This is a genomic window from Pseudomonas arsenicoxydans (assembly GCF_900103875.1).
Taxonomy (GTDB): Bacteria; Pseudomonadota; Gammaproteobacteria; order Pseudomonadales; family Pseudomonadaceae; genus Aquipseudomonas; species Aquipseudomonas arsenicoxydans.
Genome location: NZ_LT629705.1, coordinates 5134572 through 5159184, shown reverse-complemented (window position 1 = coordinate 5159184; position 24613 = coordinate 5134572). Strand labels below are relative to the sequence as shown.

At 56.6% G+C, this 24613-nt stretch carries 18 protein-coding genes and 1 pseudogene; 11 read left to right on the top strand and 8 right to left on the bottom strand.

Going from position 1 to position 24613, the window contains the following annotated elements; translation table 11 throughout:
• Position 1 precedes the first annotated feature (1 nt).
• Both BLQ41_RS24000 and BLQ41_RS23995 read right to left on the bottom strand, forming a co-directional pair.
• Complete coding sequence (locus BLQ41_RS24000) at positions 2–1411, bottom strand: MFS transporter (protein WP_090185324.1); 1410 nt, start codon at positions 1409–1411, stop codon at positions 2–4.
• Between the two features lie 327 nt (positions 1412–1738).
• Positions 1739–2446: an SDR family NAD(P)-dependent oxidoreductase gene (locus BLQ41_RS23995; RefSeq protein ID WP_090185321.1), complete on the bottom strand. Its 708-nt coding sequence runs from the start codon at positions 2444–2446 to the stop codon at positions 1739–1741.
• Positions 2447–3226: 780 nt separating this feature from the next.
• On the opposite strand from BLQ41_RS23995, the gene BLQ41_RS23990 reads away from it, so the two are divergent.
• Both BLQ41_RS23990 and BLQ41_RS23985 read left to right on the top strand, forming a co-directional pair.
• Positions 3227–3589, top strand: coding sequence for a DUF6124 family protein (locus BLQ41_RS23990; protein ID WP_090185319.1), 363 nt, complete (start codon positions 3227–3229; stop codon positions 3587–3589).
• A gap of 233 nt (positions 3590–3822) precedes the next feature.
• Positions 3823–5196, top strand: coding sequence for a transposase (locus BLQ41_RS23985; protein ID WP_090180061.1), 1374 nt, complete (start codon positions 3823–3825; stop codon positions 5194–5196).
• A gap of 30 nt (positions 5197–5226) precedes the next feature.
• Here BLQ41_RS23985 and BLQ41_RS30575 read toward each other — a convergent pair whose 3' ends face one another.
• Positions 5227–5412, bottom strand: coding sequence for a hypothetical protein (locus BLQ41_RS30575; RefSeq protein WP_157695041.1), 186 nt, complete (start codon positions 5410–5412; stop codon positions 5227–5229).
• Positions 5413–5664: 252 nt separating this feature from the next.
• On the opposite strand from BLQ41_RS30575, the gene BLQ41_RS23980 reads away from it, so the two are divergent.
• From BLQ41_RS23980 to BLQ41_RS23965, 4 genes are all read left to right on the top strand, one after another.
• On the top strand, positions 5665–6789 hold the full coding sequence (locus tag BLQ41_RS23980; RefSeq protein WP_090185316.1) for a response regulator: 1125 nt from the start codon (positions 5665–5667) through the stop codon (positions 6787–6789).
• Positions 6790–6881: 92 nt separating this feature from the next.
• Positions 6882–11432 carry a PAS domain-containing hybrid sensor histidine kinase/response regulator gene (locus tag BLQ41_RS23975; RefSeq protein WP_090185313.1) on the top strand — a complete coding sequence of 1517 codons (4551 nt, stop codon included), beginning with the start codon at positions 6882–6884 and terminating at the stop codon, positions 11430–11432.
• 11 nt (positions 11433–11443) lie between these two features.
• Entirely contained in the window at positions 11444–12379 is a 936-nt protein-coding gene (locus BLQ41_RS23970; protein WP_231997062.1) for a diguanylate cyclase, read from the top strand.
• Positions 12380–12708: 329 nt separating this feature from the next.
• On the top strand, positions 12709–13134 hold the full coding sequence (locus BLQ41_RS23965) for a GNAT family N-acetyltransferase (protein ID WP_090185309.1): 426 nt from the start codon (positions 12709–12711) through the stop codon (positions 13132–13134).
• 160 nt (positions 13135–13294) lie between these two features.
• Here BLQ41_RS23965 and BLQ41_RS23960 read toward each other — a convergent pair whose 3' ends face one another.
• A complete protein-coding gene (locus BLQ41_RS23960) occupies positions 13295–14686 on the bottom strand; it encodes an MFS transporter (RefSeq protein ID WP_231997061.1) in 1392 nt (463 codons plus the stop codon).
• Positions 14687–15115: 429 nt separating this feature from the next.
• Positions 15116–16489: a transposase gene (locus BLQ41_RS23955; protein ID WP_090180061.1), complete on the bottom strand. Its 1374-nt coding sequence runs from the start codon at positions 16487–16489 to the stop codon at positions 15116–15118.
• Between the two features lie 230 nt (positions 16490–16719).
• On the opposite strand from BLQ41_RS23955, the gene BLQ41_RS23950 reads away from it, so the two are divergent.
• Both BLQ41_RS23950 and BLQ41_RS31235 read left to right on the top strand, forming a co-directional pair.
• Positions 16720–17631, top strand: coding sequence for a YeeE/YedE thiosulfate transporter family protein (locus BLQ41_RS23950; protein ID WP_090185306.1), 912 nt, complete (start codon positions 16720–16722; stop codon positions 17629–17631).
• A pseudogene (locus tag BLQ41_RS31235) lies at positions 17628–17745 on the top strand (adenosine-specific kinase); the annotation flags it as partial. The gene BLQ41_RS23950 and the pseudogene BLQ41_RS31235, both read left to right, overlap by 4 nt.
• A gap of 16 nt (positions 17746–17761) precedes the next feature.
• Here the strand turns inward: BLQ41_RS31235 and BLQ41_RS23940 are convergent.
• From BLQ41_RS23940 to BLQ41_RS23930, 3 genes are all read right to left on the bottom strand, one after another.
• Entirely contained in the window at positions 17762–18865 is a 1104-nt protein-coding gene (locus BLQ41_RS23940) for a DNA alkylation repair protein (protein ID WP_090185303.1), read from the bottom strand.
• A gap of 25 nt (positions 18866–18890) precedes the next feature.
• The gene (locus BLQ41_RS23935; protein ID WP_090185300.1) at positions 18891–19502 is read right to left on the bottom strand and encodes a glutathione S-transferase; all 612 of its coding nucleotides are present in this window, start codon (positions 19500–19502) and stop codon (positions 18891–18893) included.
• Positions 19503–19578: 76 nt separating this feature from the next.
• Positions 19579–20499 (bottom strand): MurR/RpiR family transcriptional regulator, encoded by a 921-nt coding sequence (locus tag BLQ41_RS23930; RefSeq protein WP_090185298.1) that lies wholly within the window; start codon positions 20497–20499, stop codon positions 19579–19581.
• Positions 20500–20808: 309 nt separating this feature from the next.
• Here BLQ41_RS23930 and BLQ41_RS23925 point away from each other — a divergent pair, with 309 nt between their 5' ends.
• The 3 genes from BLQ41_RS23925 (at position 20809) to iolB (ending at position 24610) form a co-directional block, all read left to right on the top strand.
• On the top strand, positions 20809–22746 hold the full coding sequence (locus tag BLQ41_RS23925) for a bifunctional 5-dehydro-2-deoxygluconokinase/5-dehydro-2-deoxyphosphogluconate aldolase (protein ID WP_090185295.1): 1938 nt from the start codon (positions 20809–20811) through the stop codon (positions 22744–22746).
• A 164-nt stretch (positions 22747–22910) separates the two neighbouring features.
• The gene (gene iolE / locus BLQ41_RS23920) at positions 22911–23804 is read left to right on the top strand and encodes a myo-inosose-2 dehydratase (RefSeq protein WP_090185291.1); all 894 of its coding nucleotides are present in this window, start codon (positions 22911–22913) and stop codon (positions 23802–23804) included.
• Complete coding sequence (gene iolB / locus BLQ41_RS23915; protein WP_090185289.1) at positions 23801–24610, top strand: 5-deoxy-glucuronate isomerase; 810 nt, start codon at positions 23801–23803, stop codon at positions 24608–24610. The genes iolE and iolB overlap by 4 nt, the downstream gene beginning before the upstream one ends.
• Positions 24611–24613: the final 3 nt, after the last annotated feature.

The window sequence follows — 24613 nt, the reverse complement described above, 5'->3', positions numbered from 1 at the left end:
TTCAGCACGGATCTGCCACCGGCGCCGTGGTGCCGGCGCGGCTCCAGAATGCAACGGCAACCGCCGCCAGCAAAAGCGCGGCTGAGATTAGCAATGCGCTGCGCACGCCGCCCATGACGGCCGCGTCGGTATCGCCGGCTACGATGGCGCCGAAGATGGCGACTCCGGTCGCACCGCCCACCTGGCGCGCCGTGTTCAGTACGGCCGACGCCGTCCCCGCCTGGTGCCGTTCGACGCTGGACAAGATCGACGTTGTCATGGCCGGCACCGCGAAGCCCATGCCGATTGGGATCAGCGCCAGGCCCGGGAGCATGTCGAGGAAGGTGGCATGCTCCGAGATACCAAAGGTGCCGAGCAGTGCGTAGCCGGAGCAACCGATCAGGCCGCCACCCACCATGAGCGCACGCAGTCCGGTGCGCGCCGACAGGCGGCCGACGGCGATGTTGGAAAAGAAGGCTGTCCCGGTCAGCGGCAGGAAGGTCAGCCCGGTTTCCATCACCGTATAGCCGCGCACTTTTTGCAGGTAGAAGCTAAGCACGAAAATCAAGCCGTAATAGGTGAAATTGGCTAGCACACCAAACAGCACTGCACCGGAAAAACGCATGCTGTGGAACAGTGTCAGCGGCAGCATCGGCGCCCGCACGAGGCTTTCGACCACCAGGAAGGCGCTGCCGGCGACGATGGCCAACGCAAAGCCGCCTTGCACCACCAGACTGGAAAAGCCCAGTGAGTGCACCTCGATCACCGCGCCAATAAAGCCGATCAGCGCGAGCACCGACAGCAGCTGGCCCGGCAGGTCGAAGTGGCGTGACGGTGCCTTGCTTACCATGCGCGGCACGACGTAATACGTCAGCGCGAAGCCGATCACGCAGATCGGCACATTGACCCAGAAAATGCTGCGCCATCCCGCTGTCGACAGCAGCAGGCCGCCGATCACGGGGCCGGCTGCGATCGACACGCCGCCGGCTGCCGTCCACCAGCCGATCGCCTTGGCCAGCCTATTTTTATCGTGGGCATAGGTAGCATTGAGGATGGCCAGCGAACTGGGTACGAGCAGCGCCGCGCCGACCCCTTGCGCGGCCCGCGCCACGTTAAGCGCCATCGCCGAGGGCGCCAGCGCGCAGGCGATGGAGGCCAGCGTAAACAGGGCGAAGCCCTTCAGGAACACCTGCTTGGAACCGAACTTATCGCCCATCACCCCGGCCGATAGCAGAAAGGTGGCGAAGCCCAGGGTGTAGGCATCGATCACCCACTGCAGCGTACTGACCTCGGCGCCCAGCTCCACGCCTATCCTGGGCAGTGCGACATTGACGATCGTGACGTCCAGTTGGACGATGATAAAGGCGAAGCTGCTGGCGAGCAGCACCGCCAGTGACCTCTGCTGTGCCGCCGGGTTTGAGGTTGTATGCATCTTGTTTCCTATAGACACGCTGAAAAATGCTGGCCTGATTCCCCAAAACGTCATCCTGCTATCGAAATGGAACGACCTGGTCGGACATAGGCATCGGTGGCGATGCACTTTGCGGCGATCCAGGAAAGGGAGGCGGTAGCGGTGATTTGACGTTGAATAAAATCCGTGCGGTGGCTGGAAAAATCAGCGAGATGACAGCGCGGTCTTTACTTTCGGAAGTGAGTCTTTGCTACTCGCGAATTGGGCGCGGGGTATTCCAGTTCGTCCTTGCACCAGGGGTCATGTGGAGTCCCTTGCGATAGCCGCAAAGGGCTCCGTTGGCGTCCTTTACCGACCGGCGCTCTGGCCACCGTCGACGTGCAGGATTTCTCCCGTGATGAACTCTGCTGAATCCAGGAAGACGACGGCGTTGGCTACTTCGCTCGCTTCGCCCATGCGGCCCAGCGGATGGAAGCTGCCCAGCATTTCGTGGTATTCCACAGGATGCATAGGCGTCTTGGTGACACCCGGCGCGACAGCGTTCACGCGGATCCCCTGCTGGGCGTATTCAATCGCCAGCGCTCTGGTGACGGCGTTCAAACCACCCTTGGTCATCGCTGCCAGTGCCATGTGCGCGCCGCTGATGCCGTTTTCGATGCTGGCGGTGACAGTCACCACGTGGCCGCTCGCATGCTTTTCCATTTCGGCGATGGCCAGTTTGGTGATGTGATAGAAGCCAGCCATATTCACGTTCATGACGGCGTTGTAGTCTTCGATGGTGTACTCGGTGAAAGGCTTACCGATGTAGATACCGGCGTTGTTCACTAGTGTGTCGATCCGGCCAAATCGCGCGACACCTTCGCAAATGACACGCTGGGCAGTCGCCGGATCACCAATATCACCAGCTACCGCCAGTATGTTCGGGTCGTCCGACGGCTTGATCGTACGAGAGGTCGCAACCACGCGGTAGTCGAGCTTTCGAAACGCCTTCACGATTTCATCGCCTATGCCTTGCGACGCTCCGGTAACGACAACAACCCTTTGCGATGCACTCATGCTTTACTCCGAAAATTAGATATTTGGGTTCAAGGGCATTGCGCCGACGGCTTTTATGCCGGCACCTGTACCCCCCAGGACCAGTAATCTTTCTAACTACCGATGAGTAAATTTTATGAGTTATGGGTTTTCACTGAAGCGATGGCTGTGATGATTTTGGGCCAACCCCTGCGCGTTTTTGGCCACCCTCGCTAAATGTCCAGAATCTTGTGTATTTGAAATGTCGGACGGTTGCCGCGCAGATACGTAATGTAATCAATGGGGTGATTTTCGAAGCCGGCACCGGACATACCCATTGCCACCCCCAGACTTCGAACTCGCCACATCTCCCTGTGGGAGCGGGCTTGCCCGCGATGGCGTCAGATCCAACACCATCAATTTTTGCCAAGTCATATTCGCCCAACGTTTGATGCCTTAAACAGGTTTCAAGGCGCACGTTTAAAGACACTCGGTGTTACGTCCGAACGGCTACGGCTACAACGCCTTGCGTCGTTGCCTACGCGTACGCCAGAATCCGCCGGCTTGTGCGTCTAGGGCCCCGTCGGTAACTTCATTCCAGTCACTGCTCATCAGTGATCGGGTCTGCAAGCCCGCCGGAATACCAGTCGCATAGCCCTGCCACAGGACGCTCGTTCGGGTCCGTTAAATGGCGGCTTTGTGCGGGAGACCTCACAGTCTGCCGGGTTCCTGGTTTCCCGGTCTTGCAGACCCGCGCATAGCTGCCACCCATCATCTGCAAGTGATGTTGGTAGCTCCTAGTGAACAATCAGGAGTTTCACCATGATCAAACCCACACCCAACCCACCCGATACCGATCCGGCATCCCCCTACGAATCCGTCGACTCGAAAAAATTCCACGACGCCGCCGAGCGTGCCCTCGACCATTACCTCAACCCAGGCGCCCACATCATGGCTGCGGCCAACGAACCTGAGCGCATGTTCCTCGTCAATCCCAAGTACGACACCGAATCCCTGCTGGCCAACGCGAGCGAATCTTTAGGCTCGGCCACCACCATGCTCAACAATTTCGCGGCGTTACTGGACAACTCACACCGCAAGACTTTGTTGGGAATTACGCAGGTCGTGATGCTGGGGGAATTGGCGGTGAATCAGGCGCTGGATCAGGTTGAGGTGAAGGAGTAAGAGCAAGCCCTGTGTGGCGGTGGTTAGTCCGTCGTCACAGAGGGGAGGGGCAGTCGGCAACCGCATCCATGAAGTCTCAGCTTTCAGGTGAAGAGTCGGATCGGTACCGGGTTTCGTTCGACCCATGGCTGCCTTTCGCGAAAGGCAGTTAACGGCCGATTCTGTTGAAAAAGTAGCTCCCCTGGCTGGCCTCCGGCAAAATCTCCGCATTGGCCGGAGGGGGATCACACAGCATGATGGGACAGTTATCGAGTGGGCAGGAGCGACTGTTTTACTCGTTCAACCTTGAAGATCACATCCCAGCCAATCACCTTCTGCGCAGCATTGATCAGTGTCTTGATCTGAGCGACCTGCGCCATTACCTCGCCGATTTCTATAGCCCGATTGGGCGTCCGTCGATTGATCCCGAACTGATGATTCGCATGCTGATCGTCGGCTATTGCTACGGCATTCGCTCAGAGCGGCGGTTGTGCGAAGAGGCCCATTTGAACCTGGCGTATCGCTGGTTCTGCCGGTTGAGCCTTGAAGACGAAATCCCCAACCACTCGACCTTTTCCAAAAATCGACACGGCCGTTTTCGGGACAGTGATCTGTTTCGCTGGTTGTTCAATGAAGTCCTGCGTCGCTGCATGGACGCCGGTCTGGTCAAGGGCGAAGGCTTTGCCGTGGACGCCAGCATCATCAAAGCGGATGCGAGTCGGCAGCGCGGCGTACCGGGAGATGAACCGGTCAACTGGAGCGATCCATCCCTGAGCACCCGCGCCGTGCGTGAGTATCTTGAGGCACTCGATGAAGAGGCTCTGGCCGAAACGCTACCGAAGCGCCTGTCGCTGACGGATCCTCAGGCCCGCTGGACCGCTGCTTCAGGCGGCCCAGCTTTCTACGCTTACTCCACGAATTATCTGATCGATACCGAGCACGGCGTGATCATGGATGTGGAACCCACACCGGCTCATCGAACCGCAGAAGTCGAGAGCACCAAGACGATGATCGATCGGGTCGAAGCGCAGTTCGACATCAAGCCAGAGCGCCTCATCGGCGACACCGCTTACGGTACAGCTCCGATGCTGGCCTGGATGGTGGAGGAAAAAGACATCGAGCCGCATGTGCCGGTGTGGGACAAAACCGAGCGCAAGAACGACAGCTTTTCGAGTAACGATTTCCACTGGAATGAAGAGGCTGAGGAATACCGCTGCCCGGCCGGCAACCCATTGCGCAGCGAATGGCGAGCCTTCAAGAATGAGCGTTCACACGTCACCAAAGCCAACACCATCATCTTCCGATCCCGACAGGCCGACTGCGCTACGTGTCCGATGAAAGCCAAGTGCTGCCCGAACACTGCGTTCCGCAAGATCGCTCGCAGCGTCCATGAAGCCGCTCGCGATGTGGCTCGACGCATCGCGGCGACGCCGGAGTATGTGCGCTCTCGCCACGAACGTAAGAAGGTTGAAATGTTGTTTGCCCACCTCAAGCGCATCCTGAAACTGGATCGCTTGCGACTACGTGGCATGAGTGGCGCGTCCGATGAGTTCACGCTGGCGGCCGCGGTACAGAACCTGCGACGTCTGGCCAAACTTGCATCTCAAGGGCCACCTTCTACGGGATAGGTGCGCCTGCACGAAGCAAAAAACCTCAAATTAACCCAATAACAGAGCAGCAAAGGTCAACGAAGGGCCGAGAAACCACTGAATGTGGTGAGTAGGTTCTCCGGTGGTGGTCGTGCCTGAGTTCAGGCGAGCTGAAAATCCGACTTTTTCAACAGAATCGGCCAATAGCTGACTGTTGTAACCGACTGAAATCGACCCGCTATGGCGGCGTTTCATGCGCTAGCCCCCGCCAGCCTAACTACCTGTGAGCTTTTAGCTTGCTTGTATAGTTCGCGGGTCAGGAATAGATTCGATCCTTCAAGGATCCTATCAAGCTACAAGTCAAAGGGAAATTGCCGTGATTTACTCAAAATCGCTCAGTAACAACCTCACCCTTTGATCTCAACGACGTCTATTTTTTGCAGGTGGCCGATAATCCTGGTCCCTAAGACGTTGAGAAGTTGCGTGTCAAACCAGTGAGGATACCGAATGCGAGTGATGATTCTGGATGATGACCCCTGGATATCCGATCTTTTAAAACAGCTTGTGTTGAGCATCCGTCCGGTTGCTCAGGTCGATTGCTTTATCGATGTCGCTAGTGCTTTAGACGCTTGGCAGCCAAGCACCTATCAGTTGGTGATGGCCGACTGGAATCTACCGGATGCCCCCGGCGTCAACCTGTTGCAGAAAATTCGCGAAAAAGATCAAGACACGCCGCTGATCATGATCACCGGGCGCGCTGATCGAGACAGTGTGCTGGCGGTAAAATCGCTGAGGATCAGCGCTTTTTTCACCAAGCCATTCCAGGTTTCGCGCGTCGTACAATGCCTGGATACGCTCCTTCCGCTTGATGAGCCCCCCCGGACGACCACTGTCAACAATGAAGACCTGATTAGCTATCTCAGTGGTTTGTCTGCGGCAGAGTTGGACTTGCCTTTACTGGCTTCGGTAAAAGACAAGCTTCAGCTCGGCTATGGCGGGGCGGTGATGGATTTGCGGGAACTCGCTAATGATTGGCAGTATGACCCGGCGCTATGTGCGCACTTGATCGCCGCCGCCAACGGTGCCGCGTATCTCGGGCTCGGGCAGCCATGCACGAATTTGAACGGTGCCCTGGCGCGGCTGGGAGGGCTTACCAGCGTGAATCTGGCGATAAGCCAGGCCCTGCGACAGACCAATACTCAACCTGACGGCATGCTGATGACTTTCATTCAGGCTCATCTGGATGATGCCGAGCGTTTAGCTGAAAGGGTTGTGCTCCTAGGTCAACAATGCGGAGTGGACCCCGCTCCGCTGCAAAGCGCCGCGCTGTTGCACCGCATGGGCGAACTCTGTGTGCTGTACCAAACTCAGAAATGGGAGAACCTGGGTAATAGCGTGACCGAAGAAACGCTCACCCACGCTGTCCGTGATTTTTCAGCGCCTTTTGCCATTCGCTTGAAAGCGCGCTGGGGGCTGCCTATGGTTCTGCGCGAGTTGATAGGCGCAATTTATGCGTTGCCCCGCATGCAAGTTCGCCGCGAACAAGTGGTGATGCGCCTTGCTGCCGCCATGAACAACGGCGAACCCGAAGCGGACATAGACAGACTTCAACGATTAGCGGGCCTGACCTGAGCGTATTCGTGACTTACAGGTTGGACATCTTGCGGCCCCCAATAGGGTATGAACGTTAATCTTGAAGGCTGAAGGCCTTCTGCGATGGGACAATGCGGGTGAGAAAGCATAAGTTTTTTGCATGGAACTGGGGAGTAGCTATCACTCTGGCCGTGGGGTTAGGGGCAAGTATTCTGGGTGGCTGGATCCTTGAACGCATCAACGAACAGCAGGCTCAAGAAGCGATTACAGCGGCGACAGAAGACGCCGCAGAGTTGGTTTTAACTCGCCTTAATCTTTACCAATACGGTTTGCGAGGCGCTCGTGGAGCGGTGCTGACAGCAGGCGAATATGACATCAGCCGTGAAGTGTTTCGCCAATATCACAGAACCCGTGACCTCGCTTTCGAGTTCCCCGGCGCCAGTGCCTTTGGTTTTATCAGGCGTGTGCCAGAACGTGATGAAAACGAGTTTCTCAAGCACGTTCAAGCTGACGGCGCGGCGGATTTCTCCATTCATCAATTCTCAGCGCATTCAGGCGAGCGCTACGTTATTCAGTATGTCGAACCGGCTGAAGGTAACCAGGCTGCCATTGGCTTGGACATAGCGTCAGAGACAGCGCGGCGAGAGGCGGCACAATCCTCAATACAAAGCGGTGCGGCACGGATCACTGGGCCCATCACGCTAATACAGTCCATAGGAAAACCGCAGCAGTCTTTCCTGGTGTTGATGCCCATCTTTCGCGGCGGAGTGACTCCGGCGACCGCTGCTGAACGAGAGACCGCAGCTTTTGGCTGGAGCTATGCTGTGTTGCAGACCGAGGAGGTACTCAAAGGCCTGCGCATAGAAAATGAGACGGTGCATCTGCGATTGAGGGATATCACTGTCCCAGGGCAAGAGAAACTGTTTTATGAAAGCACCGACGACTCGGCTCGCCGTGAAACGCTGATGACCCATCAGCTGGAGCGCGAGGTATACGGGAGGCGGTGGCAAATCGAACTCGACGCAAATTCGCTGTTCATCCAGCACCTACATCAGGTCTCGCCAAAAGTTGTGCTGTTTTTCGGTGGTTTTCTCACGCTTCTTCTGGCGACCTTGGCGAGTGTCGTGAGTGTCAGCCGTCAACGTCGGCGGCAGATATTTACCGAGCAGGCAAGATTGGCCGCCATCGTCGAAAGCTCGGGCGATGGCATTATTGGAAAAACCCTCGATGGCGTCGTCACCAACTGGAACAAAGGGGCGGAGCACCTTTTTGGTTACACCACCGAGGAGGCCGTGGGCCAGGCACTGGCCAATTTGATTGTGCCGCTGGCGCTTGTCACAGAGGAAGCTCATATCCTTGCGCGCATCAGGGCGGGTGAGCGTATCGGCAGCTTTGATACGCAACGCCATCACAAAGACAGGCGACTGATCGATGTCTCCGTCAGCATCTCACCCATTTATGACGAGGGTGGTCGCGTCATCGGGGCGTCCAAGACGTTGAGGGATATCTCGGCGAAAAAAGTGGCAGAGGCCCGAATTCTTGAACTCAACTCCAACCTCGAAGAGCAGGTTGCGCAACGAACATCCGAGTTGCGGCATCTCAATCTGTTGTTGGACACGGTGCTACGCTCGGCTACTGAAGTTTCGATCATTGCGACGGATCTCGATGGCGTTATCCGCGTGTTCAACAAAGGCGCCGAGCATTTGTTGGGTTATGACGCCGATGAGTTAGTAGGCAAAGACACCCCGGCGCTCTTCCATGTCCCAGAGGAAGTCGCTTCACGTGGCGTTGAGCTGAGCGAGGAGTACGCTCAGACTATCGACGGTTTCCGTGTGCTTACCCATAAACCTGAGCTTGAAGGCGCAGAAACCCGAGAGTGGACTTACACACGCAAAGATGGCTCGCGGTTTCCTGTCACGTTAGTGGTCACCTCCATGCGCGATGCCGATGGGGTATTGAGCGGTTACCTGGGTATTGCGGTAGACATCACCGAACGTAAAGCAGCTGAAAAGGAACTGGCTGCGAGCCTGAAGACGACACTGGAACAACGTAGCGAACTGATGGCGGTGCACGATCAACTGCTGATGGCTGCTGAAGTGGCCGAATTGGGCGTCTGGTCTTGGACGTTGGCGGACAATAACTTGCAGTGGAATGACCGCATGTTCGAGTTTTACGGGCAGCCACTGTCGTTGCGCGATACCGGTCTGAGCTATTTGCACTGGTACTCACGTGTTCACCCTGAGGATGTCGTGGCAGCGGCTGCAAAGCTGAATGCTGCCGTCGAGGGGACTGATGTGTATGACACAATTTTTCGTGTGATTCGCCCGGACGGCCAGATCCGCTTCATACAGGCCGGCGCACAGATAGAACGCAGTCCAGACGGTACAGCTTTGCGCGTGACCGGTATCAATCGGGACATCACTGTTCAACGCGAGCTAGAGTCACATCTGCTTTACGCCAAGGAACAGGCCGATGCGGGGAGTGCGGCCAAGTCTGCCTTCCTGGCCAATATGAGTCATGAAATACGCACACCGATGAACGCCGTGTTGGGTATGTTGCAGTTGGTGCAGAACACTGACCTGAATGGTCGCCAACTCGATTATGTGACCAAAGCGCAGACCGCTGCGAAATCACTGCTGAGTTTGCTCAATGACATTCTCGATTACTCCAAGATTGAGGCTGGCAAGCTGCAACTCGATGTGCACCCGTTCGAGCTTGAACCGCTCATGCGTGACCTCGCCGTTGTGCTGACAGGTAACCAAGGCGAGAAGGAGGTTGAGGTCATGTTCGACCTGGACTCCAATTTACCCAACGACCTGATCGGCGATAGCCTGCGACTGCAACAGGTACTGATCAACCTGGCGGGTAATGCCCTCAAGTTCACCCTGGAAGGCCAGGTCGTGGTCAGCGTTGAACAACTGAAGCGCACGGAAAATGTTGTGAGCTTGCGCATCGCCGTTGCTGATACCGGCATCGGTATTAGCCCGGAACAACTTCAACGCATTTTTGAAGGCTTCACTCAGGCCGAGGCTTCAACTTCCCGGCGCTTTGGTGGCACAGGTCTGGGCCTGGTGATCTGCAAGCGGTTGGTCACCTTGATGGGTGGTGAACTTCAAGTGGAGAGCCAGCAAGGTGTCGGGAGTCGTTTCTGGTTCGATATAACTCTGGATGTAGCGCCGACGTCACTGCTGAAATCCGCATGTACTGGAGTCGATGTGTCCTTACGGATTCTGGTCGTTGACGACAACGCCACGGCGGGTGAATTGCTGTTACGAACCGTTCATGCATTGGGATGGAAGGCTGACCGCGTGAGTGGTGGTACGCAAGCGGTGGAATGGGTAAAGAAAGCCCAAGCGCTAGATGAGGCCTACGACGTGGTGCTGATGGACTGGCGGATGTCCGATATTGATGGGCTGAGCGCTGCGCAATTGATTCATCAGCAGGGTAACGGTGTGCCACCTCCGATGGTCATTATGATCACTGCTCACGGCCGCGAGGTATTGGCCGACGTCCACCAGGCGGGAGACGCTCCCTTCGTGGGGTTCCTCACCAAACCTGTCACTCCCAAGCAGCTAGCCGACGCTGTTCAGCAAGCGTTCAATGGCAAAGGCCTTCTGCATTCCCCCATTCCCCGCTCAACGGGTGAGAGACCACCGCGTCTGGCCGGGCTACGGCTATTGGTGGTGGAAGACAACATGCTCAATCGACAGGTTGCCGATGAGTTACTGACAAGGGAAGGCGCGCAGGTGACGCTGGCTGAAGGCGGGCTGGAAGGTGTCAGCAAGGTGATGAATGAGCGTGTGTCCTTCGACGTCGTATTAATGGATATCCAGATGCCAGATATTGATGGCTTGGAGGCGACTCGTCGCATTAGATCGAACCCACGCTTCGCAACACTGCCGATTGTGGCAATGACCGCAAATGCTTCCAGTACCGACCGTGAAGCCTGTCTTGCTGCGGGGATGAATGATCATGTCGGCAAACCTATAGACCTGGAACAACTCGTCGTAACGCTGCTCTTTCAATCAGGCCGTGATGATAGCCAGGCATCTTTAACCTTGGGGCAAGTCAATACGGGAGAAGGCGTTATAGAGTCTCGTGCATCAACTATTGACCGCTTTGGTGGTGACCTCGATTTGATCCGCAAGGTGCTACGTACCTTTGGTCCAGAGATGGAAAAACAGCTTGTCCAGTTGCGCGATCAGATCCAGCGGCAAGATGCATCGGGGGCCGCTTTTGTGCTCCATACCATTAAAGGTAGCAGCGGCACCATGGGGGCCAAGGAGGTGTCGCTGCTGGCCGGCAACCTGGAGCACACACTAATACACGGAGATGCAGAGTCTGTAGCGAGCATCTTTGTAGACCCAACATGGTTTGACGAATTGAGCAGGTTACTGCAACAAAGCCTTGAGCAAATGAATGTCGATTTTGGTCAGAGCCCGCGTGCAAAAAGCAGTGCTGACGAAGATTCCATGGCGCCGGCGCAATGGAGAGAGTCTCTAGAGGAGATTTTGCTATTGCTGGAAACGGGTAACCTTCAAGCCATAGAACTGGCAGACGCACTGGCGTCAAAAACGCCGCCATCCCTGCGCCCACAGTTCGACGAACTTGTTGTCAGGGTGCAGTCGCTAGACTTTTCCGCTGCGATGCCGATTGGTCGTGACCTGTTGAGATCTGCCTGATGGAACAATCGATGGAAACCTGGCTGCCGCATTCCTTTAACCGTCCCAAACTCCTTATAGTCGACGACCAGCCGACTAACATCCGGGTACTTCATGAGCTATTTCGTCAGGACTGCGATGTGTTCATGGCCACCAGCGGTGAACAGGCAATCAGCGTTTGCCAGACACAACTACCCGATTTGATTTTGCTGGACGTGGTCATGGAAGGCACGGATGGGCATGAAGTATGCCGTCGACTCAAGGCTGACCCTGCAACCCAGGGCATCCCCATCATCTTCATTACCGCACAGCAGCAGGAGTCAGATGAGGTGCTAGGTCTGGAGCTTGGCGCGGTGGACTTCATCAGCAAACCCATCAATACCACCATTGTCAGAGCACGTGTGCGAACACATCTAACCCTGAAACTACAGAGCGATCTGCTGCGTTCCATGGCGTTGATAGATGGTCTTACCGGGGTGGCCAATCATCGCAAATTTAATGAGGACATATTGGCGGATTGGCGTCAGTGCTTTCGAGAGCAAAAGCCGCTATCGCTCATTTTGGTGGATGTCGACTATTTCAAACGCTACAACGACCGTTACGGACACCAGGCTGGAGATGACTGCTTGAAATCCGTTGCCCAAACGTTATCTGAAACGGTTAGGCGGCCCTATGACCTGGTCGCTCGGTATGGTGGCGAAGAGTTCGCCTGCGTTCTGCCCAATACAGTTCTTTCTGGTGCGGTCGAGATTGCAGAAAGAATGCAAGAAAGTGTTCGGACATTGGGCATCGAACATTCTGCTTCTGATGTCGATCGTGTGCTGACAATCTCTCTAGGTGTCGCAACATTGACACCCACTGGCGAACTAGGATTCGAGGCTTTGATAGAAGCTGCGGACAAGCAACTCTACGAAGCGAAGAACGCGGGCCGGGCGCGGGTATGTTCATCTGCAATATCGTCCAGTTAAGAGTTTCTCCCGTTGCTGACGGCATGTTTGGTTGGGGTTTACTTCCGGCAGCAAGATGGTAAAGGGAGCGCCTAATTAACGCGAAAATCAAAGGATAATCTCCATTACCTTGCTTTACGTAAGCTGGCGATCAGGGCAAATGCATCTGCCCGGTTTGCTGCTTGGCTTTGGGCCGCGTTGGGTCGGCCCTTCGCGACAGGCAACAATCGCCCAGAAGCAGCCCTTCAAGCCATCTCAAAAACAGACGACTTGATGTATTTACTGATTCACCATGGGGTGACAGGAATGGGATACCTTGTTGACCCAGTTACTCGCTCAGGGAGAGCGCCATGTCTGTAGAAATCCAGCTTTCGGAAAATGCGACTGAAGCAGAACGACTAGGAATTTTGACCCCGTTGCTGGCCCATAACCTGGCCAACGGTGGAGACGACGCCCATGAAACATTTGCTCTGTTGCTACGAGACCCTGACAGTAACGAAGTCATTGGCGGACTGTACGGCAAGGTCTCTTATCGATGGCTGCTCATCGATCTTGTCAGCGTTCCCGAGTCGATGCGTGGTCAGGGTATCGGTGAACGGCTAATGCGCATGGCCGAAGAAGTCGCGCAGAAAAAGCACTGCACCGGTATCTGGCTGGAGACCTTCAGCTTTCAGGCGCCCGGGTTCTATCAAAAACTTGGCTACTCCGAATTCGGACGCCTGGCAGATTATCCACCGGGACATACCCGGCTCTATTACCAGAAATCGTTGCGCTGATCGCCACAAAAAGGCACAAAAAGGGGACAGATTTATTATCTTAAAAATAAATCTGTCCCCTTTCTATTTTCTACACTATGGTCGAGGTCGGCAATCGGCTGATCGGTCATTAAGAGTATTTACAAAACGTGGTGCGATTCAGTTCATGGCGTTTGCCAGCTCAAGTTCGGACAGCAACGACTCGGGCAAAGCTTGCAATGCTTGCAATGGCTGCGAATGCAACTGCCCCCCATAACGCAAACGTTGCTCCATGCTCGCTCGATAACATGAAGCAATAAGCAACCAGCGCTGCACCAATTGCCTGTCCAACTAACCTTGACGTAGCAACCATGCCGCTTGCACTGCCGGCACGTGTCGATGGCACGCTACCCATAAAACCTTTGAGGTTAGGTGCTTGGAAAAAACCAAACCCAATTCCTGACATAGCCGTGCGCCAGCTAATATTCAAAGTCGAGGGGGCATCAGGCATGAGTACTAGAGCTATCAACCCAACCGCCAGTATCGAAAGACCGATTCCTCCTAATGCGCCGGGAGAATAATGATCACTTAAGCGGCCGGCAACTGGGGCCATTATCGCTACCATGACAGCCCATGGCGTCATTAGAAAACCAGCCTCTACTGGGGATTTCCCAAGCGTCGTATAGAAATAAAACGGCAGGGCTACGAACGCCAGTCCTTGTGCTGCGAAGGTGCAAACGGACGTCACGACAGAAAGCGCAAACATGGGCCGACGCAGCAGATCAATCGGCAGCATCGGCGCCTTATGGTCTGCCTGCCGATTCAAGAGCAGTGCGAAGAACAAAGCAGTTGCGGCCAATTCCAATGCCAGGGTAGTGAATTTCTCTTGGTGGGCAGCATCCCCGAATAACAAAATCAAAAAGCTGAACGCGACTATGTTGTAGAGGGCAGTCAGACCATCAAACTTGTGGGTCGCCCGGCGGGTTTCAGGCAATACTTTGCGTCCCAGGAAAAGTGCGACCAAGCCGAGTGGAACGTTGATTGCGAATAACCACGACCAACTCGCGACTGACAAAATAAGGGATGACATGGTCGGCCCGATTGCAAAAGCGACTGCAACCACCAAGGCGTTGGTCCCATAACCACGTCCTAGCATGCGCGTCGGGTAGATGGCTTTAAGCATGGCTGTATTCACACCCATAACGGCGCTAGCCCCAATTCCTTGCAACAGCCGAGCTATGACCAGTGAAGGCAACGACCACGCCAGAGCACAGGCAAGTGATGCCAATGTGAATAATAACAATCCGAAAAGTAGAACCCGCCGGTAAGAGATGATTTCACCCAATGCAGCGAACGGGAGGAGCGTTGCGACCATGGCTAACTGATAGACGTTGATGATCCAAACCGATGATGCGGGTGTTGTCTGCAATTGAGCAGCTATTGCAGGTAAAGCGACATTGGCTATTGCGGTGTCGAGTGATGCCATGGCGACACCGATCGCCAACGAAAATATCGCGAGGCGGCGGGCGTTTTCAGGCAACCCATCTGGCTGAGAAGTGACGGTCTCTGCATCCATTGTTGTTTGTCTGGACATGCTGGCTCCAAGATGTAGAGGAAGTGGTTTCTTCTATCAAGTTTGCTTCGTTGGTATTGCTCATTGGGTGGTGCTTAGGTGAGAAGCAATCTTCTGTCGCTTGCTTGATAGCGTCCAAGACCGATATACAATCCTTTATATAGGCCCAGCCTATAGTTAAAAATGTCGTGTGTTCTAGTTCGCAGCGAGACATCCATTGACCAATCGCCGCCTTACGCGAAAGTCAGCTTTGTGGAGGTTTCTGCCTGTCGTGACCGGCAGAAAACGGCCGATTCTGTTGAAAAAGTCGGATTTTCAGCTCGCCTGAACTCAGGCACGACCACCACCGGAGAACCTACTCACCACATTCAGTGGTTTCTCGGCCCTTCGTTGACCTTTGCTGCTCTGTTATTGGGTTAATTTGAGGTTTTTTGCTTCGTGCAGGCGCACCTATCCCGTAGAAGGTGGCCCTTGAGATGCAAGTTTGGCCAGACGTCGCAGGTTCTGTACCGCGGCCGCCAGCGTGAACTCATCGGACGCGCCACTCATGCCACGTAGTCGCAAGCGATCCAGTTTCAGGATGCGCTTGAGGTGGGCAAACAACATTTCAACCTTCTTACGTTCGTGGCGAGAGCGCACATACTCCGGCGTCGCCGCGATGCGTCGAGCCACATCGCGAGCGGCTTCATGGACGCTGCGAGCGATCTTGCGGAACGCAGTGTTCGGGCAGCACTTGGCTTTCATCGGACACGTAGCGCAGTCGGCCTGTCGGGATCGGAAGATGATGGTGTTGGCTTTGGTGACGTGTGAACGCTCATTCTTGAAGGCTCGCCATTCGCTGCGCAATGGGTTGCCGGCCGGGCAGCGGTATTCCTCAGCCTCTTCATTCCAGTGGAAATCGTTACTCGAAAAGCTGTCGTTCTTGCGCTCGGTTTTGTCCCACACCGGCACATGCGGCTCGATGTCTTTTTCCTCCACCATCCAGGCCAGCATCGGAGCTGTACCGTAAGCGGTGTCGCCGATGAGGCGCTCTGGCTTGATGTCGAACTGCGCTTCGACCCGATCGATCATCGTCTTGGTGCTCTCGACTTCTGCGGTTCGATGAGCCGGTGTGGGTTCCACATCCATGATCACGCCGTGCTCGGTATCGATCAGATAATTCGTGGAGTAAGCGTAGAAAGCTGGGCCGCCTGAAGCAGCGGTCCAGCGGGCCTGAGGATCCGTCAGCGACAGGCGCTTCGGTAGCGTTTCGGCCAGAGCCTCTTCATCGAGTGCCTCAAGATACTCACGCACGGCGCGGGTGCTCAGGGATGGATCGCTCCAGTTGACCGGTTCATCTCCCGGTACGCCGCGCTGCCGACTCGCATCCGCTTTGATGATGCTGGCGTCCACGGCAAAGCCTTCGCCCTTGACCAGACCGGCGTCCATGCAGCGACGCAGGACTTCATTGAACAACCAGCGAAACAGATCACTGTCCCGAAAACGGCCGTGTCGATTTTTGGAAAAGGTCGAGTGGTTGGGGATTTCGTCTTCAAGGCTCAACCGGCAGAACCAGCGATACGCCAGGTTCAAATGGGCCTCTTCGCACAACCGCCGCTCTGAGCGAATGCCGTAGCAATAGCCGACGATCAGCATGCGAATCATCAGTTCGGGATCAATCGACGGACGCCCAATCGGGCTATAGAAATCGGCGAGGTAATGGCGCAGGTCGCTCAGATCAAGACACTGATCAATGCTGCGCAGAAGGTGATTGGCTGGGATGTGATCTTCAAGGTTGAACGAGTAAAACAGTCGCTCCTGCCCACTCGATAACTGTCCCATCATGCTGTGTGATCCCCCTCCGGCCAATGCGGAGATTTTGCCGGAGGCCAGCCAGGGGAGCTACTTTTTCAACAGAATCGGCCAAGAACAGTCATTCAACTTCTACGAAACCAGGGAGCGACACAAAGCGACTGTCCGCTTACAGCTGTGTCAGATACACAGATAGCCTGATCGAAAGCTACGCTAAAGCCTGGTGATGCCCGGCCCATCCAAATCAGCAGTGGCGCACGAAAATGGTTTTCTCTTTACTGATGGCGTTGGTATTAGCGTTCCTGATTGGCTGGGTTTCGCAGCGCATGGGTATGTGCCTTGTCAAAGCGAGCGAACAATTGCTGGCGGGGCGCCCGACGTTATTTGTGGCACTGACATCGTGTGGATTGTTCGGGTTGATGCTGGCCCCGTTCTATCGTTACTCCGAAGTCAGCCTGCCGCTGTACTCGCCTGGAATTTCCTATCCTTTACTGGTTTCGGGAGGCTTGTTGTTCGGGGTGGCATCGGTGCTGAACAACGGTTGCAGCGTCGGCACGCTAACCAGGTTTGCCTGTGGCAATTTCAATAAACTGTTCACAATGATCGGCTGGATCCTGGGGATGGTGCTCTGGTATTACATGCGCATGATGCCCGAACAGAAGACCGTTCTAATGCCGGAAATTTCCAGCCGTCATTACTGGCTGTTGATCGGTGTAGTGGCGTTGGTGCTGATTTTTTTGGTCGGCATACATGGTAATAAACACCTGGTTTTCTCCAGTATGCTGCTGGGTGCGTTGACGAGCGCGCTCTATACGTTCGAGCCGTTATGGACACCTAGTGTGTTCTTTTACAATGTTTCGCAGATGTTCTGGCAAGCCGATATGGCAATCAGCGTCCGGCGTATTGCGGTGTTTGTCATGTTGCTGGCAGGCATGCTGAGTTTTACCCTGTACAGGAAACAGTTCCGTTTCGAGGCCTTTACCCCATCAAAAGCTGGCGTTCATTTGTTGGCGGGTATTTTGATGGGGATTGGGGCTTCGATGATGCTTGGCGGTAACGACTCGCAAATACTGTTGGTGTTTCCAACACTGGGCGTTGCTTCGAGCATTCCGCTGATGTCGATCGCCACAGGCATGCTGGTGTCACTGTGGTGCAAAAAACGCGCTACGAGTTGAGCGCCCTAAAGAGGGTTCCAGAGGTGTGCCGTATTTTTGTAAAAAGCCAATCCAACTGAAGTGATTCTCGCGCAGACGGAACAAGGGCTAGCGATCCTGGGCGTAGTGGATGGCGACGGTGTGCTACAAGTTATGCAAGGATTTCGAATGAGGTGCTGGCGAGGCGTTCGCCGTTCACCATGATGTGCACAGCGTGTTTGCCCACATAATGCTTGCGAGTGGTGAGCTCCTTGATCTGCTGACCGCGGCTCACCCGTTCAGTCGCCTTGCCAGGTAACGTCAACGCCTTAAGCTTGAACACCTTCGCCGAAGTCCCGCCATTGGCCTTCACATAATCAATCGCATAATCAATCACCAACCGCTGACTCTCCGCCACCGTGGATTTCACGCCGAACGACAACGTAATTTTCTCCCCCAGCCGAATCACCGCCGGCTCGACCTTCACCCCCACAATTTCTACCTCAGCTTTACCGCTGGCCCCAATAATCGCCAACGCCCGCTGGTTTCCCTGTTTGATCAAACTGCGCAGCGCATGCTTGGCAATCCACGCCGTGTGCTTGTTCTCCAGCGACCAACCCTCGATCAAGTCCAGCACCCAATCGGGATGATCCTTGGTGATGTCATTGAGGTGGTTGGCCACGGACTTGCGCACGTAGAGGCTTTCATCGGCCTTGAGGTTGTCGAGAATCGCCGCGGCCAATGTCGGGTCGCTCTGAATCTGTTCCAGGCGAAACGACCACGGCAAACGCGGTCGACTGCCTTCGCTGGCCAGGCGTCGGACGTGTTCGTTTTCATCCAGAGACCATTGCTGCATCAACGCCAATGACCGTTGCAAATCGCTGCGCAGAAAATAGCGGATCGCGAATTCCGCGGTGCCAAACGCGGTGAAGTATTTGAGTGCGTCCATCGACTGTTCGAAATCATGCGCGCAGTACATCGCCACGTAATGCGGCAAAGAGATGCTGACAAAGCCGCTGTTGAGGCGGGGGGCGAGGGCGCGCAGGACTTCAAGGGATTGGTCATAACCCAGCGGCAGCACGGCATGCAGGCATTCGCTGACCCGGGCCATGCGTTGCATGATCGACAGGTCAGCGAGGCCGTCGTTGGCCATTTTCAGGAAGGCTTTGGCGTTGAACGCCGGGTAGACCGCGGTCATTTCGGTCGCGATGTGCTGGAGGCGCGCGGCGTTGAAGATTTCCTTCAGCGCCGGGGCAGGTTGTTCAGCGGCGGTCATGGTCGGGTCCGAGGGATTGGGCCGTTCAGGTTATCGGGGTACTGATGAACGCCTCAAGCTTTTCTGCCTGCGCGGTGAATTCAGCGATTCGCGGAAACTGCTCGGCATCGACTTGATCCGGCACCACGAGGTTGGTGAAGCTCCAGGCGACCGCGAGGGTGATGCCGTCCTGCCCGATCAAGGCGCCGTTCGCCAGGGGCTGCTTTTCCAGTTCGCGCTCAAGCGACGAGTACGCCGTCGCCAGTTGACCTTCAACCCGTTCGACCCAGGGTTGGTATTGAATGTCGGCCGGGCGCAGGTTGCGTTCGTAGTAAAGCTGCACCGACTTTTCGCACGCCGCCAGCCCCAGGCCTATCAGGCGCAAGGCGCGCAACCGCTGTTTGAGATCGCCGGGCATCAGGCTTTTGCCGGAACCGGCCAGGGCTTCCAGGTAGTCGATGATCAGTGTCGAGTCCATCAACACCTCGCCGTCGTCCAGCACCAGGGTTGGCGCCTTGACCACCGGGTTGATCTGCTGGAAGTGCTCGAAGTGGCGGAACACCGAGACCGATTCGTGTTCCAGGTCGATGCCCAGGTATCGGGCAGAAATGGCCACGCGCCGCACGTAGGGCGAATCCAGCATGCCGATCAATTTCATAGCGCCGTTCCTTCAGGTGTCCATGTCGGGATGGACTAACTTAGCTGAGCTTCCATGACCTGCAAGTGGCGCGTGGTTAATCTTCGAAGCCGACCTGTTCGTGAATCTCGTCGACCTTCAACTCCAGTCGATAGGCCACGGCGATAAACAGCGCCTGGCACAGGCACAACGTCGCACTCAGAGAGCGAAACGCAAACGAACTGCCTTCGTTGACCAGCAACACGGCGTTGGCGCGCTTGGCCAGCGGCGACAGGTTGCTGTCGGTGATGATCAGGGTTTTCGCCTGATTGTGCTGGGCGATGCGCAGGCAGTGCTGGGTTTCCTTGCCGTAGGGCGTGAAGCTGATCGCGATCACCAGGTCATTGGCGCGCACGCTGCGCATCTGCTCGCGATAACTGCCGCCCAGGCCCGAAACCAGATGGATGCGCTTGTTGGTGTGTTGCAGGTTGTAGACCAGGTAATCGGCCACGGCGAACGAGCGGCGCACGCCGACCACGTAGATGTTGTCGGCGTTTACGACCAGGTCCACGGCCTTGTCGAAGGCTTCGTCATCGAGTTCCTGTCCCAGTCGTTCGATGCCGGAAAGGGTCGCGTCGATGCATTCGCGGGCGAGGTCGCCGCCGCTGGCCTTCTGCGATTTGTTGGCGATCATGCTGCGAATGCGCTGCTGGTAGTTCTGCACCGGCGTGGTCTTGTGCGTGTACGCCTCGCGGAACAACGCCTGCATCTCGCTGAAACCACTGAAACCGAAGCGCTGGGAAAACCGCACGATGGCCGACGGGTGCACTTCGCACTCGCGGGCAATGTCGCTGATGCGGTCGACCATGATCCGGTCGCTTTGCTGGCTCATGTAGCTGGCGATGCGTTTGAGCTGGCGCGGCAGGCTTTCGTATTCGTTGGTGATCAACTGCAGCAGACGCTCGGCATTGATCGGGGGGCTGACGAGATCGCTGTCGGGCGTGCTCTCGGACGTAGCCGGCTGATCGGTGCGGGACATAAGGAATCCTTCTGGCTTGTGCTTATAGGGACGACAGATCGCGTCATCCCCTGACAATAGGTTGGCTGTGCGCAGTCTACAGGGTAGGCCCGAATAAAATCTTGAGCTTGCGGCGTGTGCGGGGTTGCTGAAACGATGCACTGCGCCTGGAGCGCTTGTGCAAGAGTTTATTAGAAAAAATATTCTACGTAAAAAATAATTGGAATATTTATTGATTGTTCGGTCTTGCTCGTTTTAGTCTGCATCCACCAAGAGCGTTCGGCGCCTCCAGTGCCCGAACGCAGGCTGATAAAAATAACAGGAGCCAGCATGGGCCAGACTCGTTTTGCCAGTGGGCGTCAATTGGATTTGATTTGCCTGGGGCGCCTTGGCGTCGATCTCTATGCGCAGCAAGTCGGGGCGCGGCTTGAGGATGTGAGCAGCTTCGCCAAATACCTCGGCGGATCGTCTGCCAACATCGCCTTCGGCACCGCCCGGCTGGGTCTCAAATCGGCGATGTTGAGCCGGGTAGGGGACGACCACATGGGCCGGTTCCTCCTCGAATCCCTGGCGCGTGAAGGCTGCGACGTCAGCGGCATCAAGGTCGACCCGGAACGCCTCACCGCGATGGTGTTGCTGGGCCTCAAGGACCGCGAAACCTTTCCTTTGGTCTTCTACCGCGAAAACTGCGCCGACATGGCGCTGCGGGCCGAAGACATCAGCGAAGCCTTTATCGCCTCCAGCAAAGCCCTGTTGATCACCGGCACCCATTTCTCCACCGACGGCGTGTACAAGGCGAGCATCCAGGCGCTGGACTACGCCGAAAAACACAACGTCAAACGCGTGCTGGACATCGACTACCGCCCGGTGCTCTGGGGCCTGGCCGGCAAGGCCGACGGCGAAACCCGCTTTGTCGCCGATCAGAACGTCAGCCAGCACGTGCAGAAAATCCTCCCGCGTTTCGACCTGATCGTCGGCACTGAAGAAGAGTTTTTGATTGCCGGTGGCACCGAGGATTTGCTCAGCGCGCTACTCAATGTCCGGCGTCTCAGTGACGCAACCTTGGTGGTCAAGCTCGGCCCGCAAGGTTGCACAGTGATTCACGGGGCCATTGCGGCGCGCCTTGAAGACGGCGCGATTTACCCCGGCGTTCGGGTGGAAGTGCTTAACGTGTTGGGCGCTGGCGATGCCTTTATGTCGGGCTTCCTCAGCGGTTGGCTGGAGGACGCCAGCGACGAGCGCTGCTGCCAGTTGGCCAATGCCTGCGGCGGTCTGGTGGTGTCGCGCCATGCGTGCGCCCCGGCCATGCCGACCCGCGCCGAACTCGATTACCTGTTCAACAGTCCGGTGCCGATCACTCGGCCGGATCAGGACGCGGTGCTGCAGCGTTTGCATCAGGTCAGCGTGCCGCGCAAGCAGTGGAAACAGCTGTTCATCTTTGCGTTCGATCATCGTGGGCAACTGGTGGAACTGGCGCACAAGGGCGGTCGCGACCTCAACGCTATCTGCGAACTCAAGCAGCTCTTTATCAAGGCTGTGGAACGGGTCGAAGCCGATTTGCGCGAGCAGGGCATCGAGGCCGATGTCGGGTTGCTGGCCGATCAGCGCTTCGGCCAGGACTCGCTGAACGCCGCCACCGGCCGTGGCTGGTGGGTGGCGCGGCCGGTGGAAGTGCAGGGCTCGCGGCCATTGGCGTTCGAACATGGGCGCTCGATTGGCAGCAACCTGATCGCCTGGCCGCAAGAGCAGATCATCAAGTGCCTGGTGCAATTCCACCCGGACGACGAGCCATTGCTGCGCCTGGAACAGGAAGCGCAGATCAAGGGCTTGTATCAGGCCTCGCAAGTCAGCGGTCATGAGCTGCTGCTGGAAATCATCCCGCCTAAAGACCACCCGTCAACCCACCCGGACGTGCTGTATCGCGCGCTGAAACGCCTCTACAACCTCGGCATCTATCCGGCGTGGTGGAAGATCGAAGCGCAAAGCGCCGAGGAATGGAAACAGCTCGATGAGTTGATTCAGGAACGTGATCCGTACTGCCGGGGTGTGGTGCTGTTGGGCCTGAATGCCCCGGCGGCGGCCTTGGCCGAAGGCTTTGTGCAAGCGAGCCAGAGCCAGACCTGTCGCGGGTTCGCCGTGGGCCGCACGATTTTCCAGGAGCCGAGCCGCGCGTGGATGGCCGGTGAAATCGATGATGAAGCGCTGATCTGCCAGGTGCAGGGCACGTTTGTCGAGTTGATCGATGCCTGGCGCACAGCCCGCGCCTGACATTGATTGGTAGTTGCAATGAAATCAAGTGTGGGAGCTGGCTTGCCTGCGATGCAGGCGCCTCGGTCTTTCAGTGAGTCCGCGGTGATGCCATCGCAGGCAAGCCAGCTCCCACAGGGAACAGTGTTCTAACTGATTTGTGTAAAACAATAATAGGTGCAGCCATGCCCGCTATCCGAATTGGCATTAACCCGATCTCATGGAGCAACGACGACCTGCCGTCCCTCGGCGGCGAGACGCCGCTGAGCACCGCATTGAGCGAAGGCAAGGAAATCGGCTACGAAGGTTTTGAACTCAACGGCAAATTCCCCAAGGATGCCAAAGGCGTCGGCGACGTGCTGCGGCCTTATGACCTGGCGCTGGTCTCCGGCTGGTATTCCAGTCGCCTGGCACAGCGTTCGGTGGCGCAAGAAATCGACGCCATCGGCAGCCATGTCGAGCTGCTGGCGAAGAACGGCGCCAACGTGCTGGTCTATGGCGAAGTCGCTGATTCCATCCAGGGCCAGCGCATTCCATTGGTCGAACGCCCACGCTTCCACACCGAGCAGGCGTGGCAGGAATACGCCGACAAACTCACTGAACTGGCGCGTTTCACCCTGTCCCAAGGCGTGCGCCTGGCGTATCACCACCACATGGGCGCCTACGTCGAATCCCCGGCGGACATCGATAAGCTGATGGCACTGACCGGCAGCGAAGTCGGTCTGCTGTTCGATTCGGGTCATTGCTACATGGGCGGTGGCGAACCGTTGCAAGTGCTGCGCAAGCATATCGAGCGCATCTGCCACGTGCACTTCAAGGACGTGCGCAAACCGGTGGTGCAACTGGCGCGCAACAACCTGTGGAGTTTCCCGGACTGCATCATCAACGGCACCTTCACGGTGCCCGGCGATGGCGACATCGACTTCGCCGCGCTGCTCGATGTGTTGCTGGCCAACGACTACCACGGTTGGCTGGTGGTCGAGGCCGAACAGGACCCTGCGGTGGCGCCGAGCTACGTCTATGCGAAAAAAGGCTTCGACACCTTGCGTGCGTTGCTCGACGAGAGGATTGCGCGATGAGCCTGCTGGTCAAAAGCAACGCCCGTGGCCGGACCCTGGTCGAGTTGGGCCAGGGTGAATTGGAATACGTCGGTTTCGCCGCTTACCGTTTGAGCCTGGGCGAAACCTTGCCGGTGGCGGCAGGCGACAAGGAACTGTGCCTGGTGCTGCTCAGCGGTCGCGTCAGCATCAAGGGCGAAGCGCCGGGGCAGGGCGCGTTCGACTGGGAAAACCTCGGCGATCGCCAGTCGGTGTTCGAGGACAGATCCCCGTTTGCCGCGTATTTGCCACCGGGCAGCCAGGCGCAAGTGGTTGCGCTCAGCGATGTGCAAATCGCCGTCTGCGCCGCGCCGGGTCTGGCCAGCAATGGCCTCGGCCCACGGCTGATCAAACCCGAGTCCATGAAGCGCAGCGTGCGCGGCAAGGGCGCCAATACCCGTTACGTCTGCGACATCCTGCCGGACACCGAGCCTGCGCATTCGCTGCTGGTGGTGGAAGTGCGCACGCCGTCGGGGCACTCGTCGAGCTACCCGCCGCACAAGCACGACACCGACGACTTACCGCACCAGAGCTTTCTCGAAGAAACCTATTACCACCAGATTAATCCGCCCCAGGGCTTTGTGTTCCAGCGGGTCTACACCGACGACCGCAGCATCGATCAAGCCATGGCCGTGGAAAACAACGACCTGGTGGTCGTGCCCAAGGGCTATCACCCGGTCAGCGTGCCTTACGGCTATGAGTCGTATTACCTGAACGTGATGGCCGGCCCGAAACGCGTCTGGCAGTTCCATAACGATCCGCAGCACAGCTGGCTGCTGGATCTGTGAACT